Raw genomic sequence first — 16,879 nt, forward strand, 5'->3', positions numbered from 1 at the left:
CGCTGTGGTCGCCCGGTGTGCCCAAGCTGTCAGGTTCCTGCGCCGGTCGGAGTACAGTGCGTGGAATGCGTCAACGAAGCAAACAGGAACATTCCTACACAGCGCACCGAGTTCGGCGCACGAGCACGCCAAGGCGCCCCGATTATCACTTATTCGTTGATCGCACTCAACGTCTTGGCATATATTGCCCAGTGGGTCATCCCCGGAACCACCGAGAGTATGGTGCTGGTGCCCGCGCTGGCTGGTTGGGAACCCTGGCGCCTGATCACTAGCGCATTTGCTCACTCAACTGGTTCCATTTTCCACCTAGCAATGAACATGTACGGAGTTTACCTCTGTGGTGTATTCCTAGAGCCTCGCTTGGGGCGGGCCCGCTTCGGCTGGTTGTATCTGCTCAGCGCTTTAGGCGGCTCATTGGGGATCTTGTTGCTTAGCCCCGCGCTGAGTGCCACCTTGGGCGCTTCGGGCGCATTGGCGGGACTTTTCCTTTCTCTCTTCGTCGTCTTCCGTACCAACAAGCAAGTCCTGCGGCAAATGGGTATCGTGCTGGCGCTAAATGTTGTGCTCGGCTTCGTCGTATCGGGGATCTCGTGGCAAGGACACTTAGGTGGCGCCGTGATTGGCGCGCTAGCTGCCGCCTGCATCGTCCTGGTGCCTCGTAATCCACAACGTTCGAAGATTCAGTTCACGTTGTTGGGGATTATGACGATACTTGTTGCCTTGGCGATATATCTTTCCGCGGCAGCGGTCAAATGGCCGATGGGCTAGTTCGAATTCTCTAGGTCCGAGTTATCCACACAATTTATCCACACTGTTAATAACTTACACCCGTGTAACTCACCCTTAGAGGCCGACCCCCCTCCCCCGAAACCCCTGACCTTCCGCGGATATGCCATCCGAGGTATTGAATACGCACAGCTTTACCCACATTTGTGGATAACTTTTAAACAGGGCCTGTAGATAGCGATATTACGAAGGTGCATAGGGGGTGCGATTGCTTGTTCGAATCTTTAAGCGAATCGGCCAATTTTGGGGACATTGCCGATATGGGCAAGATGTCCACACGAGTAATCCACAGTGTTAATAACTTACAAGCATGTGATTCCACAGTCTTTATTCGGCCATGAGTAGGCCTTTTTCTTGATTTGTACAAGTGGTCGCAGTGTTATCCCCACCTGTGGATAAAGTTGTGAACAAGTAAGCGCGACTGTTCTCCACAGGGTGTGTGGATAAGCTGTTGATACTGTGGATATCTGACGTGCCTAGCCAAAAAGCGGTAGTACTAGCAAGACGGCAAAAAGGGCCATGAAAACGCAGATGATCCCGTCAAGAACGCGCCAAGACTTGGCGCTGGAGAACACTCGCGCTAAGAACCTTGAGGCATAGCCAAGCGCGACGAACCAGGTAATGCTGGCGGCTATCGCACCACCGGCGAAGTGCCATTTCCCTTCGGCCTGCGTTACCGCCACCGAGCCTAGCAGCAGCACGGTATCCACATAGACATGCGGATTAAGCCAAGTCAACGCCAACGTGGCTAGTGCGACGGAAATCCTGGCGGTCGGCTCCGATGAGTTCGATGTACTCAGAACACCCGGAGAAATTGCCCGACGCAACGCGAAAATTGCATAGCAAGCAAGGAAGATGAACCCTCCTACCCTCGCATAGGTGAGAATCCATGGTGCGCGCTCAATGATGGCCCCGATTCCGGACACGCCTGCAAGGATCAACAAAATGTCTGACAGAGCGAAGATGCATACCGTTAGTAGTACGTGTTCTCGTCTGATTCCTTGGCGAAGAAGAAAGGCGTTCTGCGCTCCGATGGCAATGATTAGCGAAAGCCCTGTGGAGAAGCCGAGGATTGCTGACGTGTGGATCATGGGGTAACCGTAAAATAAACTCTTCTTCGCTGTCGAACTTAAAAAACTGATGCTGCATTAGTATTTCTAATGTGAATCTTGATCTCGAGCACCTAGATACGCTTCTTGCGGTGGTGGATGCAGGCAGCTTTGACGATGCTTCTATCGACCTTGGTGTGACGCCGTCCGCAATCAGCCAACGTATAAAAGCCTTGGAAAGTCGACTCGGTTCAATATTGCTGGTGCGCAGTCGGCCAGTGAAACCAACGGAGAAGGGCGCAAGAGTTCTGCGCTACGCTAGACAGATTTCCTTGTTGGGCACAGAGTTCAGCCACGAACTCATGCGAGACGAGGTGCTACAGGGCAAAATAACGCTCTCGATCGGCGTAAATTCCGATTCTCTCGCGACCTGGTTTGCTCCCGTATTCACCGAACTGACTCGGTGGCCGCAACTTAGCTGCGAAATTCTACGCACCGACGAAAATCTCACCATGGAACTTCTACGCACCGGACGGGTCAGTGGCGTGGTGACTAACAGCCCAGAAGTAGCGCAGGGATGTTCCGTCCAACGACTGGGGGCTATGCGATACCGTGCGGTCGCCGCGCCAAACTTACTGAGCACGTGGACTGCCCAGGATCTGTCGCAAATGCCGATAGTATTTTTTGATCGAGAAGACCCGCTCCAGCACCAAATGCTTGAGCGTATTGACAGCTCAAAGAAGCGACCTACTGGAACTATTTATTACGTCCCGGATTCTTCGCAGTTTGTCCATGCAATACGCGCCGGCATGGGTTGGGGAATGGTGCCTGAGCAACAATTGTGCTTAGCGCCGGAGCTGAAGGTACTTGACGATAGTTGGTTCATCGACGTCCCCTTATACTGGCAGCGCTGGTCGGTGGATTCACCTGCGCTTGACCGGCTCGGGTCAATATTGCTCAACGCCGCAGAGCAAAACGGGCTCGATTTGCTAATCTGAGGGGGAGTCGGCAGCAAGCCCACTCCCGGACGAGGGAGCCGTACCCGGAACGACAGCTAAGACGGCCGGTAAGGTAACTGGCATGTATTGGCTAATTCTCGTGATCTCGGGGCTTTTTGAAGCGGTTTGGGCTACAGCATTGGGGATGAGCTCCGGGCTCACAAAACTCGTCCCAACAATTATCTTTTTCACTGCGCTAGTGATTTCAATGGGCGGGCTAGCCTACTCAATGAAAGAAATCCCCACCGGAACCGCTTATGCGGTCTGGGTGGGGATTGGGGCTTCTCTGACTGTCATCTATTCAATAGCGACCGGTCAAGAAGCATTCTCAGCGCTGAAAGTGTTCTTTATTGTCGGGCTGATCGGCTGCGTAATCGGCCTAAAAACCGTCAGTCACTAAATGCTATTTCCAACCAGTCGTCATGAAAAAGCCGACCATGGCTATGCCAAAGCCGATGACAATGTTCCAACCGCCAATGCTAGGGATTGGGAATAGTGTCTGCGAAATGTAATAAACAATAATCCAAACCAATCCCAGCAGCATCAAGCCGAACATCACTGGCTTGTACCAGCTAGGCATGGGCTTATCCACCGCATGGGCGCCCTGTGCTGTCTGCTGGGACTGTGTTTTGTTCTTGCGTCGTGGCTTAGACTCTGGCACTAGAACGCTCCCTCGGCTTCATCCGCATAGTGTAGTAAATGTGGGAGACTCTCAGGTCTTCCCGGTAGGCTTGGGGCAGGTAATGAACGAACGATCGCATCGATTTCCTGCGTAGATTCCATACTAGCCGTAATGTGCGTTGTCCATTGATTTACGGTTCACGGAAGTTCACCCGACTTTTAGTGCCCGATCGCCCAAAGGAGCATCACCGTAGTGAATCGTGTAGCGTCCGCGCCCGGGCGAAGAATGGCCCGTGAAAAGCAAACTATCGGAGGCAGGGTCACTGGATTCCTCGGTGAACTGCTCATTACCTTGGGCATCGTCCTGATGCTTTATGTCGTCTGGGAACTCTGGTGGACGAATATCGATTCTGCAAATGCCCAGAAAGAAGTCACACAAAACCTAGTTCAAGACCTAGGCGATGTGGTGATTCCCGAAGAAGGCGTCGAAGAAGAGGATATCGATTACGGTCCAGCGCCGACGGCCGAAGCTGCTCCGGGGGACACCTTCGGGATCATGTACTTCCCAACCTTCGGTAAAGACGGGACTCACCATCCGGTGAGCTACGGTGTGCAGAGCTCCGTGATCGATAATCTCGGAATCGGATACTATCCGAATACCCAGTTGCCGGGAGAAAAAGGAAATTTTGCGGTCGCCGCTCATCGCCAAACCCACGGGCAGGTCTTTTGGGATATCGATAAATTAGATAATGGGGACCATGTCTACTTGCAAACCAAGGAAGGCTATTACACTTACACCTGGTTTGACACTGAAATCGTTGCTCCGTCCAATGGCGACGTTCTGCTTCCAACGCCCCATCAGTGGGGCGTTGAGCCCACGGAATCAATTCTCACGATGACCAGCTGCCACCCACCATTTAGCACTCGTGAACGCATCATTGCCTATTCCGAGCTGACCGATTGGCGCCCACTAGATGCCGGCCCGCCCAAGGAAATTCGGGAACTCGTTGCAGACGCCACAAGCTAGGGAGAAATAATGTACGCATGGATTTTTCGAAATCTGCCAGGACCGGTGTGGTTACGCATTATTGAGGCATTGATCCTGATCGCCGCGGTCGTGTTGTTGCTGATGGTGTATGTTTTCCCATGGCTGTCGCAATACAGCCCGTTTACCGACTCTACGATTGGCCAGATAACCCTGTGAGTACCACCAAGATCCTCGTAATCGACAATTACGATAGCTTCGTCTACACCCTCGTCGGTTATCTTCAAGAGCTCGGCGCGGAAACCACCGTGTACCGCAATGACATGATCAGCCTCGAGCAGGCGACCGAACTTGCTTCCGAGTACGACGGTGTACTGATTTCTCCCGGACCAGGGGATCCTGCTGGAGCTGGAGTGAGCATCGACCTGATCAAATGGTGCGGTACGCACGCCAAGCCGATGCTCGGCGTCTGCCTGGGCCACCAGGCCCTAGCCGAAGCCTATGGAGGCACGGTTACGCATGCCGAAGAGCTGATGCATGGAAAGACCTCATTGGTCAGCCATGAAAACCATCCGGTTTTCAAGGACGTGGCTAATCCATTTACCGCCACGCGCTACCATTCGCTCGCTGCCATACGCGAGAGCATCCCGGAGTCTTTGGAAATTATCGCGCAGACCGCCGGGGGAGTCATCATGGGGTTGGCGCATCGCAGCGCGCCGCTGTGGGGGCTGCAGTACCATCCCGAATCCGTGCTCACCGAACAGGGCTACCAGATGCTCGGCAACTGGTTGGAGTTCGTAGGTCTGCAGGGCGCGGCCGGCAAAGCCGCAACCCTTAGTCCACTATTTAGCGGCGAGTAGTTACCCCTCTTGGTTTCCTCTGCCCCGGCCATTTCCATTCCCCGGTCCACGTGTGGACTGAGGAGGCTTTGAAGATTCCGGCGTCGGAGAAGTAGCTTCTTCTGGCTCGTCAGTTTCCTCGGATTCTTCCGAATCATCGGCAGGTTCCGAAGACGTAGGAGTTTCACTGGGAGTGGGCTCGGCTCGTTTAATCGCTTCTGATACCTTCACTAGCGATCCCTGGGGGGCGTCCGTTCCGGCCACAGGATCTTGCAAGAAGAGGGTGCCTGGCTCTTCATCGCTTTCGACCTCAACGAACTGTGCGCGCAGTCCGACGTCATCTGATGTCAGTGCCTTTTCCGCTTCATCGCGGCTCATTCCGGTGACGTCTGGAACCTTGACCATACCCGTTGAAAGAATCAGGTCAACGGTCGAGCCCGCCTTGACCTTCGAGCCGAGTTCAGGGCTGGTACCAATCGCCCAGTCGGTAGGGATGCTCGGGTGGTTTTCACGGCTAACTTCGCCTACGACCAGTCCTGCTTCGCGGATTGCATCGCGGGCAGCTACCTCGGATTGGTTCTCCAAGGACTCAGGGATAACCCGATCCTCGGATCCATCGGAGATGAAAAGCTTCACGGTGGAGTCCTTGGGAAGATCCGTCCCGTCATTCGGGTCGGTGCGAGTGGCCTTATTCTCGTCAATGTCGTCGCTGAATTCATGTTCGACGTTCACCTTGAAGGTCGCATCATTCAGCAATCGCGTCGCATCCTCCTCGGAGAGGTTCTTAACCTCGGGAACTGCCACTGGCGCGCGCTGTTCTGCCTCCGCCTGCAGGGATCGAATGACCAGGAAACTGGCGATGCCCACGGCGATCAAGGCGATGATGGTCAACAACCAAATCAAGCCACGATTCGACCGATGCTCCCGGGGCTCGGTCTCCCTAGCATCTGAACGGGAGGAAAAGACCGGGTGCTCGCTGGTGACCGGGTGTCGAGGTGGGGAACTGTCTTCTGCACGCTCGTAGAAGGGCACGGTAGCGGCGAGAATCGTGGCCGACTCATCTCGGTATTCAATTCCGTTTTGCGCATCTTCCAGGGCCGCGGCAAAGGCTCCGGCGGACTGGAAGCGTTGATCCCGTTCCTTGGCCAGGGATTTGAGCACCACCGGGTCATAGATTTCCGGCAGGGAGCTGTTGACCTCACTCGGCGGAACGGGGCTCTCGCCGACATGTTGGTAGGCGACTGAAACTGGGGAGTCCCCGGTGAAAGGAGGCTGATGGGTGATCAACTCGTAGAAGAGGCAGCCGGCGGAGTAAATATCCGAACGGTAGTCCACCAACTCACCACGCGCTTGTTCGGGAGAGAAGTACTGCGCGGTGCCAACCACCGCGGCGGTCTGCGTCATCGTCGCTGAGGTGTCCATGGCTCGGGCGATCCCGAAGTCCATGAGTTTCACGTGGCCCTCATCGGTCAACATGATGTTGGCCGGTTTGATATCGCGGTGCACCACATTTTTCATATGCGAATGATCTAGCGCATCGCATACGCCGCGAATTAGTTCGACCGCATACTGTTCGTCGACTTGCTCTTCGCTCAGTACCTGCTTCAAGGTTCGTCCGGAAACATATTCCATGACGATATACGGAGAGGTGGAATTGCTGCGTTCGGTAGCCGGCAGTTCACCGGTGTCATACACTGCGACGATATTTGGGTGGCTCAGCCCGGCTACCGATTTCGCCTCGCGACGGAATCTATTGACCACCATCGGATTATCCGCTGTGTCGTGCCGCAGGACCTTCACCGCGACCTTGCGCGCGAGCGTATGATCGGTGGCCAAATAAACGTCGGCCATGCCTCCACGGCCGATCAACGAGTGAATTTCGTAGCGGTCGGCGATCAGCCGGGGCAAGCCTGGCGGCAATGCATCAAATTCACTCATGGTGCTTCGCTTGTGCCTGTTTCTTCTGGTGCTGGTGAATCGGTGGGGCTTGACGTTGGTGTGGTGCTAGGCGTCGACGAGGGGGATTCCTCAGGCTCTGGGCCCAAGGAAAGTACCAAGGAGACACGCGAACCTGGGGTGACCTGGGTGCCTTCGACAGGGGTCTGCTTCAGCACCGTGCCCGCTACGGAGGAGTCGTACTCTTCCCCGCCCTTAGTCACGGCGAGTCCGGAGTCCTGCAACAGCTTCTGCGCTGCCTCATAGCTCATGCCGGTTACCGCGGGAACCTCGGTCATTTCGGGAGCCTTGGCATAGCTGACGTTGATGGTGGAACCTGGTTCAACGCTGCCGGTCGGGGAAACCGACAAGACTTCGCCCGGCTCGGCTTCGGAAGTTTCCGTGGCCGTGGCAGCTACTTCCAATCCGAGCGAATTCAACTCGCTGGTCACCGTGTCGATGTCCTGACCGACCAATCCGGAGGGCACTGTGACGAACTGGGCTGTTTCGCTTGACTCGGTGGTCTCCTCGCTAGGTTCGCTGGTCTCGTCGCTTGGCGCGGTGGTTTCCTCGCTCGGCTCGGAGCTTTCCACAGAGGCCGTGGTACTAGCCGGCGGAACGGTCGGCTCCTCATTTGAAGAATTGATCTTGGGAATCAGCCAAGCGCCGAGGGCGATGAGCGCGGCCAGGACGATGACAACCACCAATGGAATGATCCACGGGTTGCGCTTCTCCTCGGCATAGTCGTCTTGACGGTCTATCTGTTGCTCGTCGAAGCCTTCGTCATCATAGCCTGCGGCGGCTAGCCCGGCTTCGGCCGGTGCCACTACGGTCGGCATGGCGTCGGTCATTGGCGGAGCGGTTTCGACCGGGGTCACCGCGCGGGTGGCGTCATCATCGATGTTCAGCGCCTGGGTGGCATCATCTTGCACACCGGTGATCAGCATGCCGGGCACGGAGATGGTCGCGGTGTTGGTGTCCCCCTTGCGCAGCGCTTCGGCGGCGTCGGCCAACGCGTTGGCGTTCGCCGGACGGTCTGCCGGGTTCTTGGCGAGCATCGACATGATCAGCTGGCGCACTGGCGCCGGAAGTGAATCCGGCAAGGCCGGAGGCGCGTCGTTGACCTGGGCCAAGGCGATGGCGATCTGTGATTCACCGGTGAAAGGGCGACGCCCTGCAAGGCATTCGTAACCGATGACGCCCAGCGCGTAGATATCCGAGCTGCCGGTGGCGATCTGCCCGGTAGCCTGCTCGGGGGCCAGATACTGGGCGGTGCCCATTACCTGTCCGGTGGCGGTCAGCGGGACCTGGTCGGCCAGACGTGCGATGCCGAAGTCGGTAATCTTCACCACGCCGGTAGGCATGACCAGGATATTTCCCGGCTTCACGTCGCGGTGAACCAAGCCGTGCTCGTGGGCTGCGGCCAAGGCACGCGCGGTTTGAGCGATCAGCGACAAGGTGCGGTCCACGTCGAGCTTCCGCTCGCGTTCGATGATCGTCGAAAGTGGCGGGCCCGGAACGAGTTCCATGACCAGGTAGGCGGAGCCTTGCTCCTCGCCGTAGTCGAAGACTCCGGCGATGCCCGAGTGGTTCAGCAGCGCCGTGTGGCGCGCTTCGACGCGGAAACGAGTCAAAAAACTCTCGTTGTCCGTGTACTCCTCTTTAAGGATCTTGATCGCTACTAGACGCCCGAGAACCTGGTCTCGTGCCTTCCAGACCTCGCCCATGCCACCGATCGCGATGCGGTCGGTCAGCTTGTATCGACCGCCCAAGGTGGTGCCCGTTACTGGCCTCACTTGTTGAACACCGCCTCTGTCATCTTCTTCATCAGTGACCCGGCCGTGTTGTGGCCGGTGTTGTAAGGTACATCGTGAATTGCGATAGTGATCGCTACCTGCGGATCGTCTCCCGGGGCAAAGCCGGTCATCCAAGAATTGAACAACGCAGTTCCGTTGGCGTCTTCACGCCCGGTCTGCGCGGTACCGGTCTTGGCGCGCAGATCGACCCCCGGAACGCGTGCATTCATTGCCGTGCCGGAAGCAACCGGCCCGGCCATCATGTCCGCAACTTCGTTAGCGATTTCGGGCGTCGTCGCCGTCGAGAACGCCTTCGGTTTGGGTTCTTCGATTACACGCAAATCAGGAGCAACCACTTTCTTGACCAAATTTGGCTGCATGATGACGCCGTCATTTGCGATTGCCATGGCAACCATGTTCATTTCCAAGGGCGTTGCCTTGGTATCATCTTGGCCAATGACAGCACGTGCAAACTGATCCTTTGTGCGGTTTTCCGGGAATGTGCTCGGGCGAACGGAGAGCGGAATTTCAAGCTGCTGGCCAAAGCCAAAGCGTTCGGCTACGTCGGAAAACGGCTTCTCGCCGAGATCTAGAAGCATCGCACCAAACGGGGTGTTGCAGCTCTGCGTGAAGATGAAGTCCAGTGTGGCAGTTGGCCTTCGATCGCAAATGCCCGCAGAGAAGTTTGTTAGCGGTGGTCCACTGCCCACGTCGAGACTATTCGGATTTTGTAGTTCTGTGGTTCGATCGTATTCCCCAGACTCCAGGGCCGCCACAACGTTGAGGATCTTGAAGGTCGAACCGGGCCAGATAGGCGTATCAATCGCCGGGTTGACGTAAGGGCTGAGGCCTGAAACGCTGGTCAGCTCCTTCATGTTCTCCGCCGCAGCAGAGGTCGAATGCACCGCCAGATCGTTTGGATCGTAGCTTGGCTTCGAAGCCATGGCCAGAATGTCTCCGGTTTTCGGATCTGTCACCACAATAGTGGCCTCTAAATCATCGGGAATCATCTCGTAGGCCTGCTTTTGCAGTTCCCCGTCGATGGTCAACTCGACCGATGCGCCTTCCGCGGTCTGTCCGGTGAACATCGCGGTGAGCCGGTCAAAGACGAGGTCGGAACTGCTGCCGGTCAACCAGTCATTGAGCTCTGACTCCAGGTGTGTGCTGCCATTGGCCAAGGAGTAGTAACCGGTTAGGTGAGCGTACTGCTGGGGGTCGTTGTACCGACGCTGATAGGTGAATTGACCGTCGTCGGTGGGTACCGATTCGGCAATGGGCTTGCCATCGACCAAAATGGCACCACGCGGCAGGTCGAACTCGCGGAAGAGCTGACGCTTATTCAACGAGTTCTCGGCAAGTTTCTCGGAGCTGAAGAACTGGATGTAGCTCAATCCCGCCAGGCAAATTACAAACATCATGGTCAGCGCGATCCAGACGCGCTTAATGGCTTGATTCATACGTTCTTCACCGCCTTAGGGGTCGTGGCTCCCGGGGTCGCAATCTCGTCGGTTGGTCCCACGCCGCCGGTCATCGGTCGGCGCGAGTTATGCGAAATCATCAGCAGCAAGGAGATGATGATCCAGTTGGCGAGCAAGGAGGAGCCGCCGGCAGCCATAAATGGAGTGGCCAGACCGGTCAGTGGAATCAAACGTGTTACGCCGCCGATGATGACGATGCACTGCAGCCCCAGGGTGAAGGACAGCCCCGCCGCAAGCAGCTTGCCGAAGGTATCACGCGAACCCAACGCGGCACGTAAACCGCGGCTGATCAGCAGCATGTACAGCAGGATAATTGCCGTCAGGCCGATCAGGCCGAGCTCTTCACCGAAGGAAGCGATGATCATATCCGAGTTCGCTAGCGGCACCCGGTATGGGGATCCCTCGCCTAAGCCGGTGCCGAAGAGGCCACCATCGGCCATGCCGAATAGCCCTTCGACAATCTGCATGCTGCCGCCCCTGGCCTGGTAGATCTCCGGGTCGAAGGCATTTAGCCAAACATCGACGCGCCGGGTCACGTGGCTCATCGTGGTGGCTGCGAAGACACCGCCGGCCGCGACCATGAGCAAGCCGATCAGCACCCAGGAGATGCGCGCGGTAGCCACATAGATCATCACAATGAACAGGCCGAAGAAGAGAATCGAGGAACCTAGGTCGCGCTGGACCACCAGCACTCCGATGGACAAGATCCAGGCCACCACCATCGGGGCCATATCGCGACGGCGCGGCAATTGCAACGGGCCGATTTTACGCCCGGCCATCAAGATCAGATCTCGGTTGGAGGAAAGATATCCGGCAAAGAAGATCGACAAGGTGATCTTTGCCAGCTCACCGGGCTGCATCGAGAATGCGCCGAGCCGAACCCAAATGCGGGCACCGTTAATGGTCACGCCGAACCCGGGAATCATCGGCAGCAGCAGCAAGATGATGGATGCCAACAAGGCGATATAGGTGAATCGGCGAAGCACTCGATGATCGCGAATCGCCCACAGAACGATGGCGGCGATGATGACCGCGATGGCGGTCCAAAGCAGCTGCCGCATCGACTGACTTGTGGTTTTGGCCAAGTCAATACGGTGGATCATGGCCAGGCCAAGAGCGTTCAAGGCCACCGTAATGGGAAGTATTACCGGATCGGCATATTTAGCGAAGATGCGCAGCATGATGTGCAGCAACAGCGCGAGTCCAGCCAAAACCCCGGTCTGCACAAAGAAGTCTTTAGTGTCGTCGCTGTCCGAGGAACTTCCGACGAGGAAGAAGGCAGCGGCGCCGACGCTCAAGGCCAGCAGCAACAGGACCAGCTCAAGGTTGCGCCGTGGAACCGGTGCGGTGTGCAGTTCGCTCATCGCATGATCTCCTGACAGTAGGCTGGCGGAAGTGGAAGGTCGTCGCTGGCACCGTCTGTACCTGGCGCCAAGACCGGACAATTCTGTTTCGCTGTCACCAGCAACTCTTGAATCATCATGCTTGCGTGTTCAAGGCTGTCTGCCGGAATGGAAGATTCCACTCGTTGACGCGAATACTCTGGCAAGGCTTCGAGCGGGATATTGCTGACCGTATCAACCTCGGATAGTGAGATGGGGCCAAGCTCCTGCGGTACGCCCTTGTAGATGGCGACCTTATCTCCGACAGCGCCAACGTAGAACTGGGTTTGTGTCCACAGATAACCCCAGACCCCGAGCCCGATCACCAAAAGGGTGATCATGGTCAGCAGCAATGGCATGATCCAACGGCGGTGCGGAACCCGCGACTCGAGCGGATCGAGGATTTCGCCGGCAGCAGGGGAGCGGTGCGTCAGCAACGCGGCGGCGCGACGCTCACCGGTGTGCTGGGTGACCACTGGTATCTGCCCGGTCTGTGTGGCAAGCTGCGCGGCTCCGACCAGGAGGTGGGGGCGCTGGGAAATTTCATGGCGCAGGACCGACGCGCTCGCCTCAACATCGCCTTCGGCGGCGATGGTCAGCTGTCCGGTATCCGGGGCCGGCTCGAGAACCGAGGGTTCGGCATCTTCGGATTCATCGACCTCGACCAGCTCAAAGAGCACCACCGTGACGTTATCCGGGGCGCCATTGCGCAAGGTCGTGGCCACGAGTTCATTGACGGCCGCATCCATATCTGCGGTGCCACGCACGATTTGTTCGATAATGGGCACGGCTACCGCATCGGTTAGCCCATCGGAGCACAGCAGCCAGCGTTCGCCGGCGGTTGCCTCGAGCTGTTGCACATCCAGTTCGGGGGAGGCATCCGAATCGCCGAGCACGCGCAACAGCACGTTCTTATGCGGGTGGGTCTCCGCCTCGTGGGGTTGAATGCGCCCCTCTTCGACAAGCCGCTGCACGAACGTGTGGTCACGGCTGATCTGTTCAAACTCGTTGTTTTTCAGCCGGTATGCGCGGGAGTCGCCAATGTGCGCCATGTGCAGGGTCTGGCCAGAGAGCAACAGCGAGGTGACGGTGGTGCCCATTCCCGAAAGCTTCGGGTTCGCGCCCACTAGTTCGTTGAGAACCAGATTAGCCGCCTGAATTTCATCGGGAAGCGCATTTTGCGGGTCTGCCGTGTATCGATGGTCAAGATGCACCAGATCTAGCACGGTGGATGCCGAGGCCACATCGCCACCGACGTGTCCGCCCATGCCGTCGGCGAGTACCGCAAGATATTCTCCCGCGTAAGCGGAGTCATCGTTCTTTTTGCGCACGCGTCCGACATCGGACATCGCCGCGAACTTAAACTTTAAAGCCATTGGCTAGGCCTTCAATTCCAGGACAGTCTTCCCGATGCGGATGCGCTGTCCCGGTTCGACCGGCTGCGCGCGGGTGAGCTGGCTGTCGCCTACGAAGGTGCCGTTGGTGGAGCCAAGGTCTTCGATGAACCAACGCGAACCCTGTGGGAAAAGTCGGGCATGGCGGCCCGAGGCATAGTCGTCTTCAAGTACCACGGTGGCATCCTGGGCGCGACCGAACAGGATCGGCTGGCCCTGCAACGGGATACTGCGCCCGGCCAGGGGGCCTTCAACGATCTGTAGGGTATGTACTGCCTTGCGCGTGCTGATCTCTGGTTCGGCAAGTTCTGGATTCTTTTTCAGTGCCCGGGCGCTAGGTGCTCCGGTTCGAGCTCGCGTGCCGATCACCAAGTCACGGCGCATCGCACCGACGATGCTCAGCACGAGCAGCCAAATCAAGACAAGAAAGCCAAGTCGGAACAGGTTGAGAACCAGATCATTCATGCACGGCCTCCGTTGCTAGGCGTAATTAGGCGAAAGACTATCTTGGTCTGTCCGATAGTGATGATCGAACCGTCCAATATACGCGTCTCGCCCGAAATCTTTTTACCGTCCACATAGGTGCCGTTGGTTGAACCTAGATCGGTGACGGCGTAGGCGCCTTTGCCCTTCGTTTCGAAACGGACGTGCTGCCGCGAAACGCCGGTGTCATCCACGGGGATGTCGGTGCTCGCCGAGCGCCCAAGCACGATCGAATGGTGATGAAGCGCGAAGCGTTGCCCATTGACCTCGACCACCGCCTGCTTGGGAAGCGGGGCGGCTGCCGGCGCCGCCGGTGGGGGAGTAGGGCGTGGTTGTGCGGTGGTTTTGGGATCCGCAGCTGCGGCGCCCTGGTCCTGCTGCGGTTTGGGGGCCTTTGCCTTGACCGGAGCCGAAGCTACCGGGTTAGCGCTGGAGTCCTTGATGGAACCGGAAACTTCCATTTCGCCGGGCTTGAGCTCCTGGGAATTCACGAAATGAATCATGATGTTTCCTTGGACCGAATAGCCTTGGCTTACGGCATGTTCCGCGGTCACCTTAGCCATCTCGTTGACTACGGGTGAGCCCCACGACTTGGCCGTTGCAAAATCCTTGTCGCTCAACGAGACGATGAAATCGTTCGGAGCAAGACTGCGGCCCTCGCTGATCGCAAGAATTCCACGATCCATTTCGTTGCGCAGGGCGCTGGTGAGTTCAACCGGCTTGATGTCTGCGGTGCTGGTGCCACGAAAGAAGCTGGTGACGACCTTCTCTAAGCCTCGTTCGACGTTGTCGAGAAAGCTCATTGCGTGTGCTCCTTTCCTGTAGTCCACGGCGTTTCAAGGCCTTGCGGTCTTAGTCTGATGCCTTCGAGACACAGAACTTCATTATCGATCTTACTGTTTACAGCTGTGCAATTCCCGGAAATATCCTTGAAGGAACGACTAGCATCATATTCAACGCCCCAACGGCCCAAAAGGTTTCATGTGGCGCTAAGCACATGTGGGCCCTCTGATTAGGCGAACGGCGAAAAGTGCGTGTAAGCTATTTCTTGTTGCCGCGAGAGCGGGAATCATGCGCGAGTGGCGGAATTGGTAGACGCGCTGGCTTCAGGTGCCAGTGCCCTTCGGGGCGTGGGGGTTCAAGTCCCCCCTCGCGCACATGGGAAAAAGAGCCTCTCACTAGTCTGAAAAGACGAAGTGAGGGGTTCTTTTCGTTAACTCGCAGGGCGATCTTGGCTTTGGTTCAAGACGCAAAATAGCAGCTGGAGGCTCCTTGGGGGTGCGAATGCCCAACTCCCAGCGAGCCGAGCAAAACGTCGCACGGATTTGCTCCACGTTATCTGCGCCATTCTCCCGAACCGAGAAAAATTATTCGCCGGGCGTGGGAAGAACCACTTTTCCCGGCCTTCTGCCCGGACAGATTTCCTTCACCGCCCATCGCATAGAATCGGATTCATTGGATTACCGAAACGGTGGGGGCATCATGGCAGGCACTAACCAAAGCATCGAACTAGCCGGAACTGTGCACCAAGTCGAGGATCGACTGGTATTGCGCTTCGATCAAGAATCCAGTCAAAAACTTCCCAGTCGCGGCCAGGTGGCTGTGTCGCTGGTGGATTCAAACCAAAGTGTCGTCGTGGAGCCAGATGGGCGGCGTGGACATTGGCTGCCTGCCGAACAGCTTGGTCTTGAACTCGGGCAGAGACCCATATTGCACGTGACGATCGCCGAGCAGTGGCCCGAGGTAACCCTCCCGGAAGATCTAGCCGGCGCCCTTGAGGACGCGAGCGATCTGCAGGACACCTGGGAAGGGCTGACCCCCATGGCCAGATGGGAATGGGCGCGGTGGGTCAAATCGACGAAGAACGCCGCGACGCGTCAGCGGCGGGTGGAGGTCAGCATTTCCAAGCTGCGCGACGGCAAGCGGCGCCCCTGCTGCTTTGACCTGTCTTCCTGCACCGATCCGGAAGTTGCCAAGAGCGGAAAGCTCATCGAGTAGTTATTGGGCCCCACCGCTCGAGGCGCGAACCATCAGTTCACTGGAAAGCAGCAATTGGAATCGCTCGAGGTCCTTGCCCTCGATCAGGGTGCGCAACGCCTGGGCGGCCTCAATGCCTACGGCCTCGGCGTCGAGGCGAACGCTGGTCAGCGAAGGGTTTGAGGTGGCAGAGAAAGGCAGGTCATCGAAGCCGGTGACCGCCAACTCTTGGGGGATCCGCACTCCCGCGACGCTTGCTCCATGCAATACGCCGTAGGCGTGCGTATCTGTGGCGCAGGCCAACGCCGTGATGCCCGCGTGTTTCCACTGCTTCCAGTTCGCGGAGAAGGTCGCTGCCGCGTCTCCCATTTCAATGGTTGAGGACCTGATTGCGTCCGCCGGAACTTCCATGCCGTGTTCGGCCGCCGCGCTCAGAAAGGCTTCGCGCCGCGTGCGCAGGGTGGCGGTTCCGGTGTTTGCGTCCAGATAGCCAACCTTGCGGTGACCCTGTGCGGCGAGGTGCGCCGCCACGTCCCGTGCGCCTTGGAGCACGTCAAAATTTACCGATGGAACATTTTCTGGCGCATCCGGTGCATCGAGGGCGATCATTGGCAGGGGGCTGGATAGCTCGGCAAGGAATTCAGGTGTAGGTGCATGGACGAGCAATCCGGCCGGGCGCAAGCCCAGCAGGCGCCGGGTTTCGGCGGCGCTCGGCGATAGGCCGGCGTCGGTGACCGAAAGCAGCAGCTGGTAGTCCTCCCCGAGGACCCCGCGAACTCCGGCGATGAGCTTGGCGAAGAAGGGGTTTGAAATATCCGGGGCCACCAGAATGACCAGCGAGCTGACCCCGCGTGCCAGCGAGCTGCCGATGCTGTCTACGTAGTATCCGAGTTCGCGAATCGACTCGCGAACTCGGGCTTCATTTCTTTTGGAGACTCGGCCGCTGGACTTGCCGTTCGCCACCAGCGAGACAGTTGCCGTGGAAACTCCAGCATGGGCCGCGACCAGGGCAGCGGTGACCTTGCGCGCTGGCTGGGTTTGCTTCGGCGAATCACCATTGTTCATGGCTCCATCCTAGTGCGCCGTCGAGCATGCGCAACGTCGGGAGTTAAGCGCTTGACGCTTTGCGTTATCCGAGGAAGAATCAAGGGTAACC

17 protein-coding genes and 1 tRNA gene are annotated in these 16,879 nt (G+C 57.5%); 8 read left to right on the forward strand and 10 right to left on the reverse strand.

What is annotated here, in order from left to right; all coding sequences use genetic code 11:
- The first annotated feature begins 60 nt into the window (after positions 1-60).
- Positions 61-768, forward strand: a complete 708-nt coding sequence (locus CQ015_RS15130; RefSeq protein WP_181150441.1) for a rhomboid family intramembrane serine protease — start codon at positions 61-63, stop codon at positions 766-768.
- A gap of 494 nt (positions 769-1,262) precedes the next feature.
- Here the strand turns inward: CQ015_RS15130 and CQ015_RS15135 are convergent, their stop codons facing one another.
- A complete protein-coding gene (locus CQ015_RS15135; RefSeq protein ID WP_105650534.1) occupies positions 1,263-1,877 on the reverse strand; it encodes a LysE/ArgO family amino acid transporter in 615 nt (204 codons plus the stop codon).
- A gap of 71 nt (positions 1,878-1,948) precedes the next feature.
- Between CQ015_RS15135 and CQ015_RS15140 the strand changes: the two genes are divergently transcribed.
- Both CQ015_RS15140 and CQ015_RS15145 read left to right on the forward strand, forming a co-directional pair.
- Positions 1,949-2,833, forward strand: a complete 885-nt coding sequence (locus CQ015_RS15140; protein ID WP_181150442.1) for an ArgP/LysG family DNA-binding transcriptional regulator — start codon at positions 1,949-1,951, stop codon at positions 2,831-2,833.
- Positions 2,834-2,915: 82 nt separating this feature from the next.
- Entirely contained in the window at positions 2,916-3,233 is a 318-nt protein-coding gene (locus CQ015_RS15145) for a multidrug efflux SMR transporter (RefSeq protein WP_105569324.1), read from the forward strand.
- A 3-nt stretch (positions 3,234-3,236) separates the two neighbouring features.
- Here CQ015_RS15145 and CQ015_RS15150 read toward each other — a convergent pair whose 3' ends face one another.
- Positions 3,237-3,494: a cell division protein CrgA gene (locus CQ015_RS15150; RefSeq protein ID WP_096282923.1), complete on the reverse strand. Its 258-nt coding sequence runs from the start codon at positions 3,492-3,494 to the stop codon at positions 3,237-3,239.
- A gap of 213 nt (positions 3,495-3,707) precedes the next feature.
- On the opposite strand from CQ015_RS15150, the gene CQ015_RS15155 reads away from it, so the two are divergent.
- Genes CQ015_RS15155 through CQ015_RS15160 form a run of 3 tightly spaced genes read left to right on the forward strand, consistent with a single transcriptional unit; the run spans position 3,708 to position 5,299 of the window.
- On the forward strand, positions 3,708-4,481 hold the full coding sequence (locus CQ015_RS15155; RefSeq protein ID WP_105650536.1) for a class E sortase: 774 nt from the start codon (positions 3,708-3,710) through the stop codon (positions 4,479-4,481).
- A 9-nt stretch (positions 4,482-4,490) separates the two neighbouring features.
- Positions 4,491-4,658 (forward strand): hypothetical protein, encoded by a 168-nt coding sequence (locus CQ015_RS19040; protein ID WP_181148310.1) that lies wholly within the window; start codon positions 4,491-4,493, stop codon positions 4,656-4,658.
- The gene (locus tag CQ015_RS15160; protein ID WP_105650537.1) at positions 4,655-5,299 is read left to right on the forward strand and encodes an aminodeoxychorismate/anthranilate synthase component II; all 645 of its coding nucleotides are present in this window, start codon (positions 4,655-4,657) and stop codon (positions 5,297-5,299) included. Before CQ015_RS19040 ends, CQ015_RS15160 begins: the two co-directional genes overlap by 4 nt.
- On the opposite strand, the gene pknB is transcribed toward CQ015_RS15160, so the two are convergent.
- From pknB to CQ015_RS15195, 7 genes are all read right to left on the reverse strand, one after another.
- Complete coding sequence (pknB, locus tag CQ015_RS15165) at positions 5,300-7,216, reverse strand: Stk1 family PASTA domain-containing Ser/Thr kinase (protein ID WP_105650538.1); 1,917 nt, start codon at positions 7,214-7,216, stop codon at positions 5,300-5,302. It abuts the gene before it with no gap.
- Positions 7,213-9,009 (reverse strand): protein kinase, encoded by a 1,797-nt coding sequence (locus tag CQ015_RS15170; protein WP_105650539.1) that lies wholly within the window; start codon positions 9,007-9,009, stop codon positions 7,213-7,215. The genes pknB and CQ015_RS15170 overlap by 4 nt, the downstream gene beginning before the upstream one ends.
- Positions 9,006-10,301 carry a penicillin-binding transpeptidase domain-containing protein gene (locus CQ015_RS15175; RefSeq protein WP_258133918.1) on the reverse strand — a complete coding sequence of 432 codons (1,296 nt, stop codon included), beginning with the start codon at positions 10,299-10,301 and terminating at the stop codon, positions 9,006-9,008. The genes CQ015_RS15170 and CQ015_RS15175 overlap by 4 nt, the downstream gene beginning before the upstream one ends.
- 161 nt (positions 10,302-10,462) lie before the next feature.
- Entirely contained in the window at positions 10,463-11,851 is a 1,389-nt protein-coding gene (locus CQ015_RS15180; protein WP_096282929.1) for an FtsW/RodA/SpoVE family cell cycle protein, read from the reverse strand.
- The gene (locus CQ015_RS15185; protein WP_096282930.1) at positions 11,848-13,245 is read right to left on the reverse strand and encodes a PP2C family serine/threonine-protein phosphatase; all 1,398 of its coding nucleotides are present in this window, start codon (positions 13,243-13,245) and stop codon (positions 11,848-11,850) included. The genes CQ015_RS15180 and CQ015_RS15185 overlap by 4 nt, the downstream gene beginning before the upstream one ends.
- A 3-nt stretch (positions 13,246-13,248) precedes the next feature.
- Positions 13,249-13,728, reverse strand: a complete 480-nt coding sequence (locus CQ015_RS15190) for an FHA domain-containing protein (protein WP_096282931.1) — start codon at positions 13,726-13,728, stop codon at positions 13,249-13,251.
- Positions 13,725-14,549 carry a DUF3662 and FHA domain-containing protein gene (locus tag CQ015_RS15195; RefSeq protein WP_105554069.1) on the reverse strand — a complete coding sequence of 275 codons (825 nt, stop codon included), beginning with the start codon at positions 14,547-14,549 and terminating at the stop codon, positions 13,725-13,727. Before CQ015_RS15195 ends, CQ015_RS15190 begins: the two co-directional genes overlap by 4 nt.
- Before the next feature lie 270 nt (positions 14,550-14,819).
- Between CQ015_RS15195 and CQ015_RS15200 the strand changes: the two genes are divergently transcribed.
- Both CQ015_RS15200 and CQ015_RS15205 read left to right on the forward strand, forming a co-directional pair.
- Positions 14,820-14,903 (forward strand) — tRNA-Leu (locus tag CQ015_RS15200).
- 325 nt (positions 14,904-15,228) lie between these two features.
- Positions 15,229-15,744, forward strand: a complete 516-nt coding sequence (locus tag CQ015_RS15205; RefSeq protein ID WP_105650574.1) for a YdeI/OmpD-associated family protein — start codon at positions 15,229-15,231, stop codon at positions 15,742-15,744.
- Here the strand turns inward: CQ015_RS15205 and CQ015_RS15210 are convergent, their stop codons facing one another.
- A complete protein-coding gene (locus CQ015_RS15210; protein ID WP_105650540.1) occupies positions 15,745-16,788 on the reverse strand; it encodes a LacI family DNA-binding transcriptional regulator in 1,044 nt (347 codons plus the stop codon).
- Positions 16,789-16,879 lie beyond the last annotated feature (91 nt).

The organism is Arthrobacter sp. MYb221, from assembly GCF_002979835.1.
Lineage (GTDB): Bacteria > Actinomycetota > Actinomycetes > Actinomycetales > Micrococcaceae > Glutamicibacter.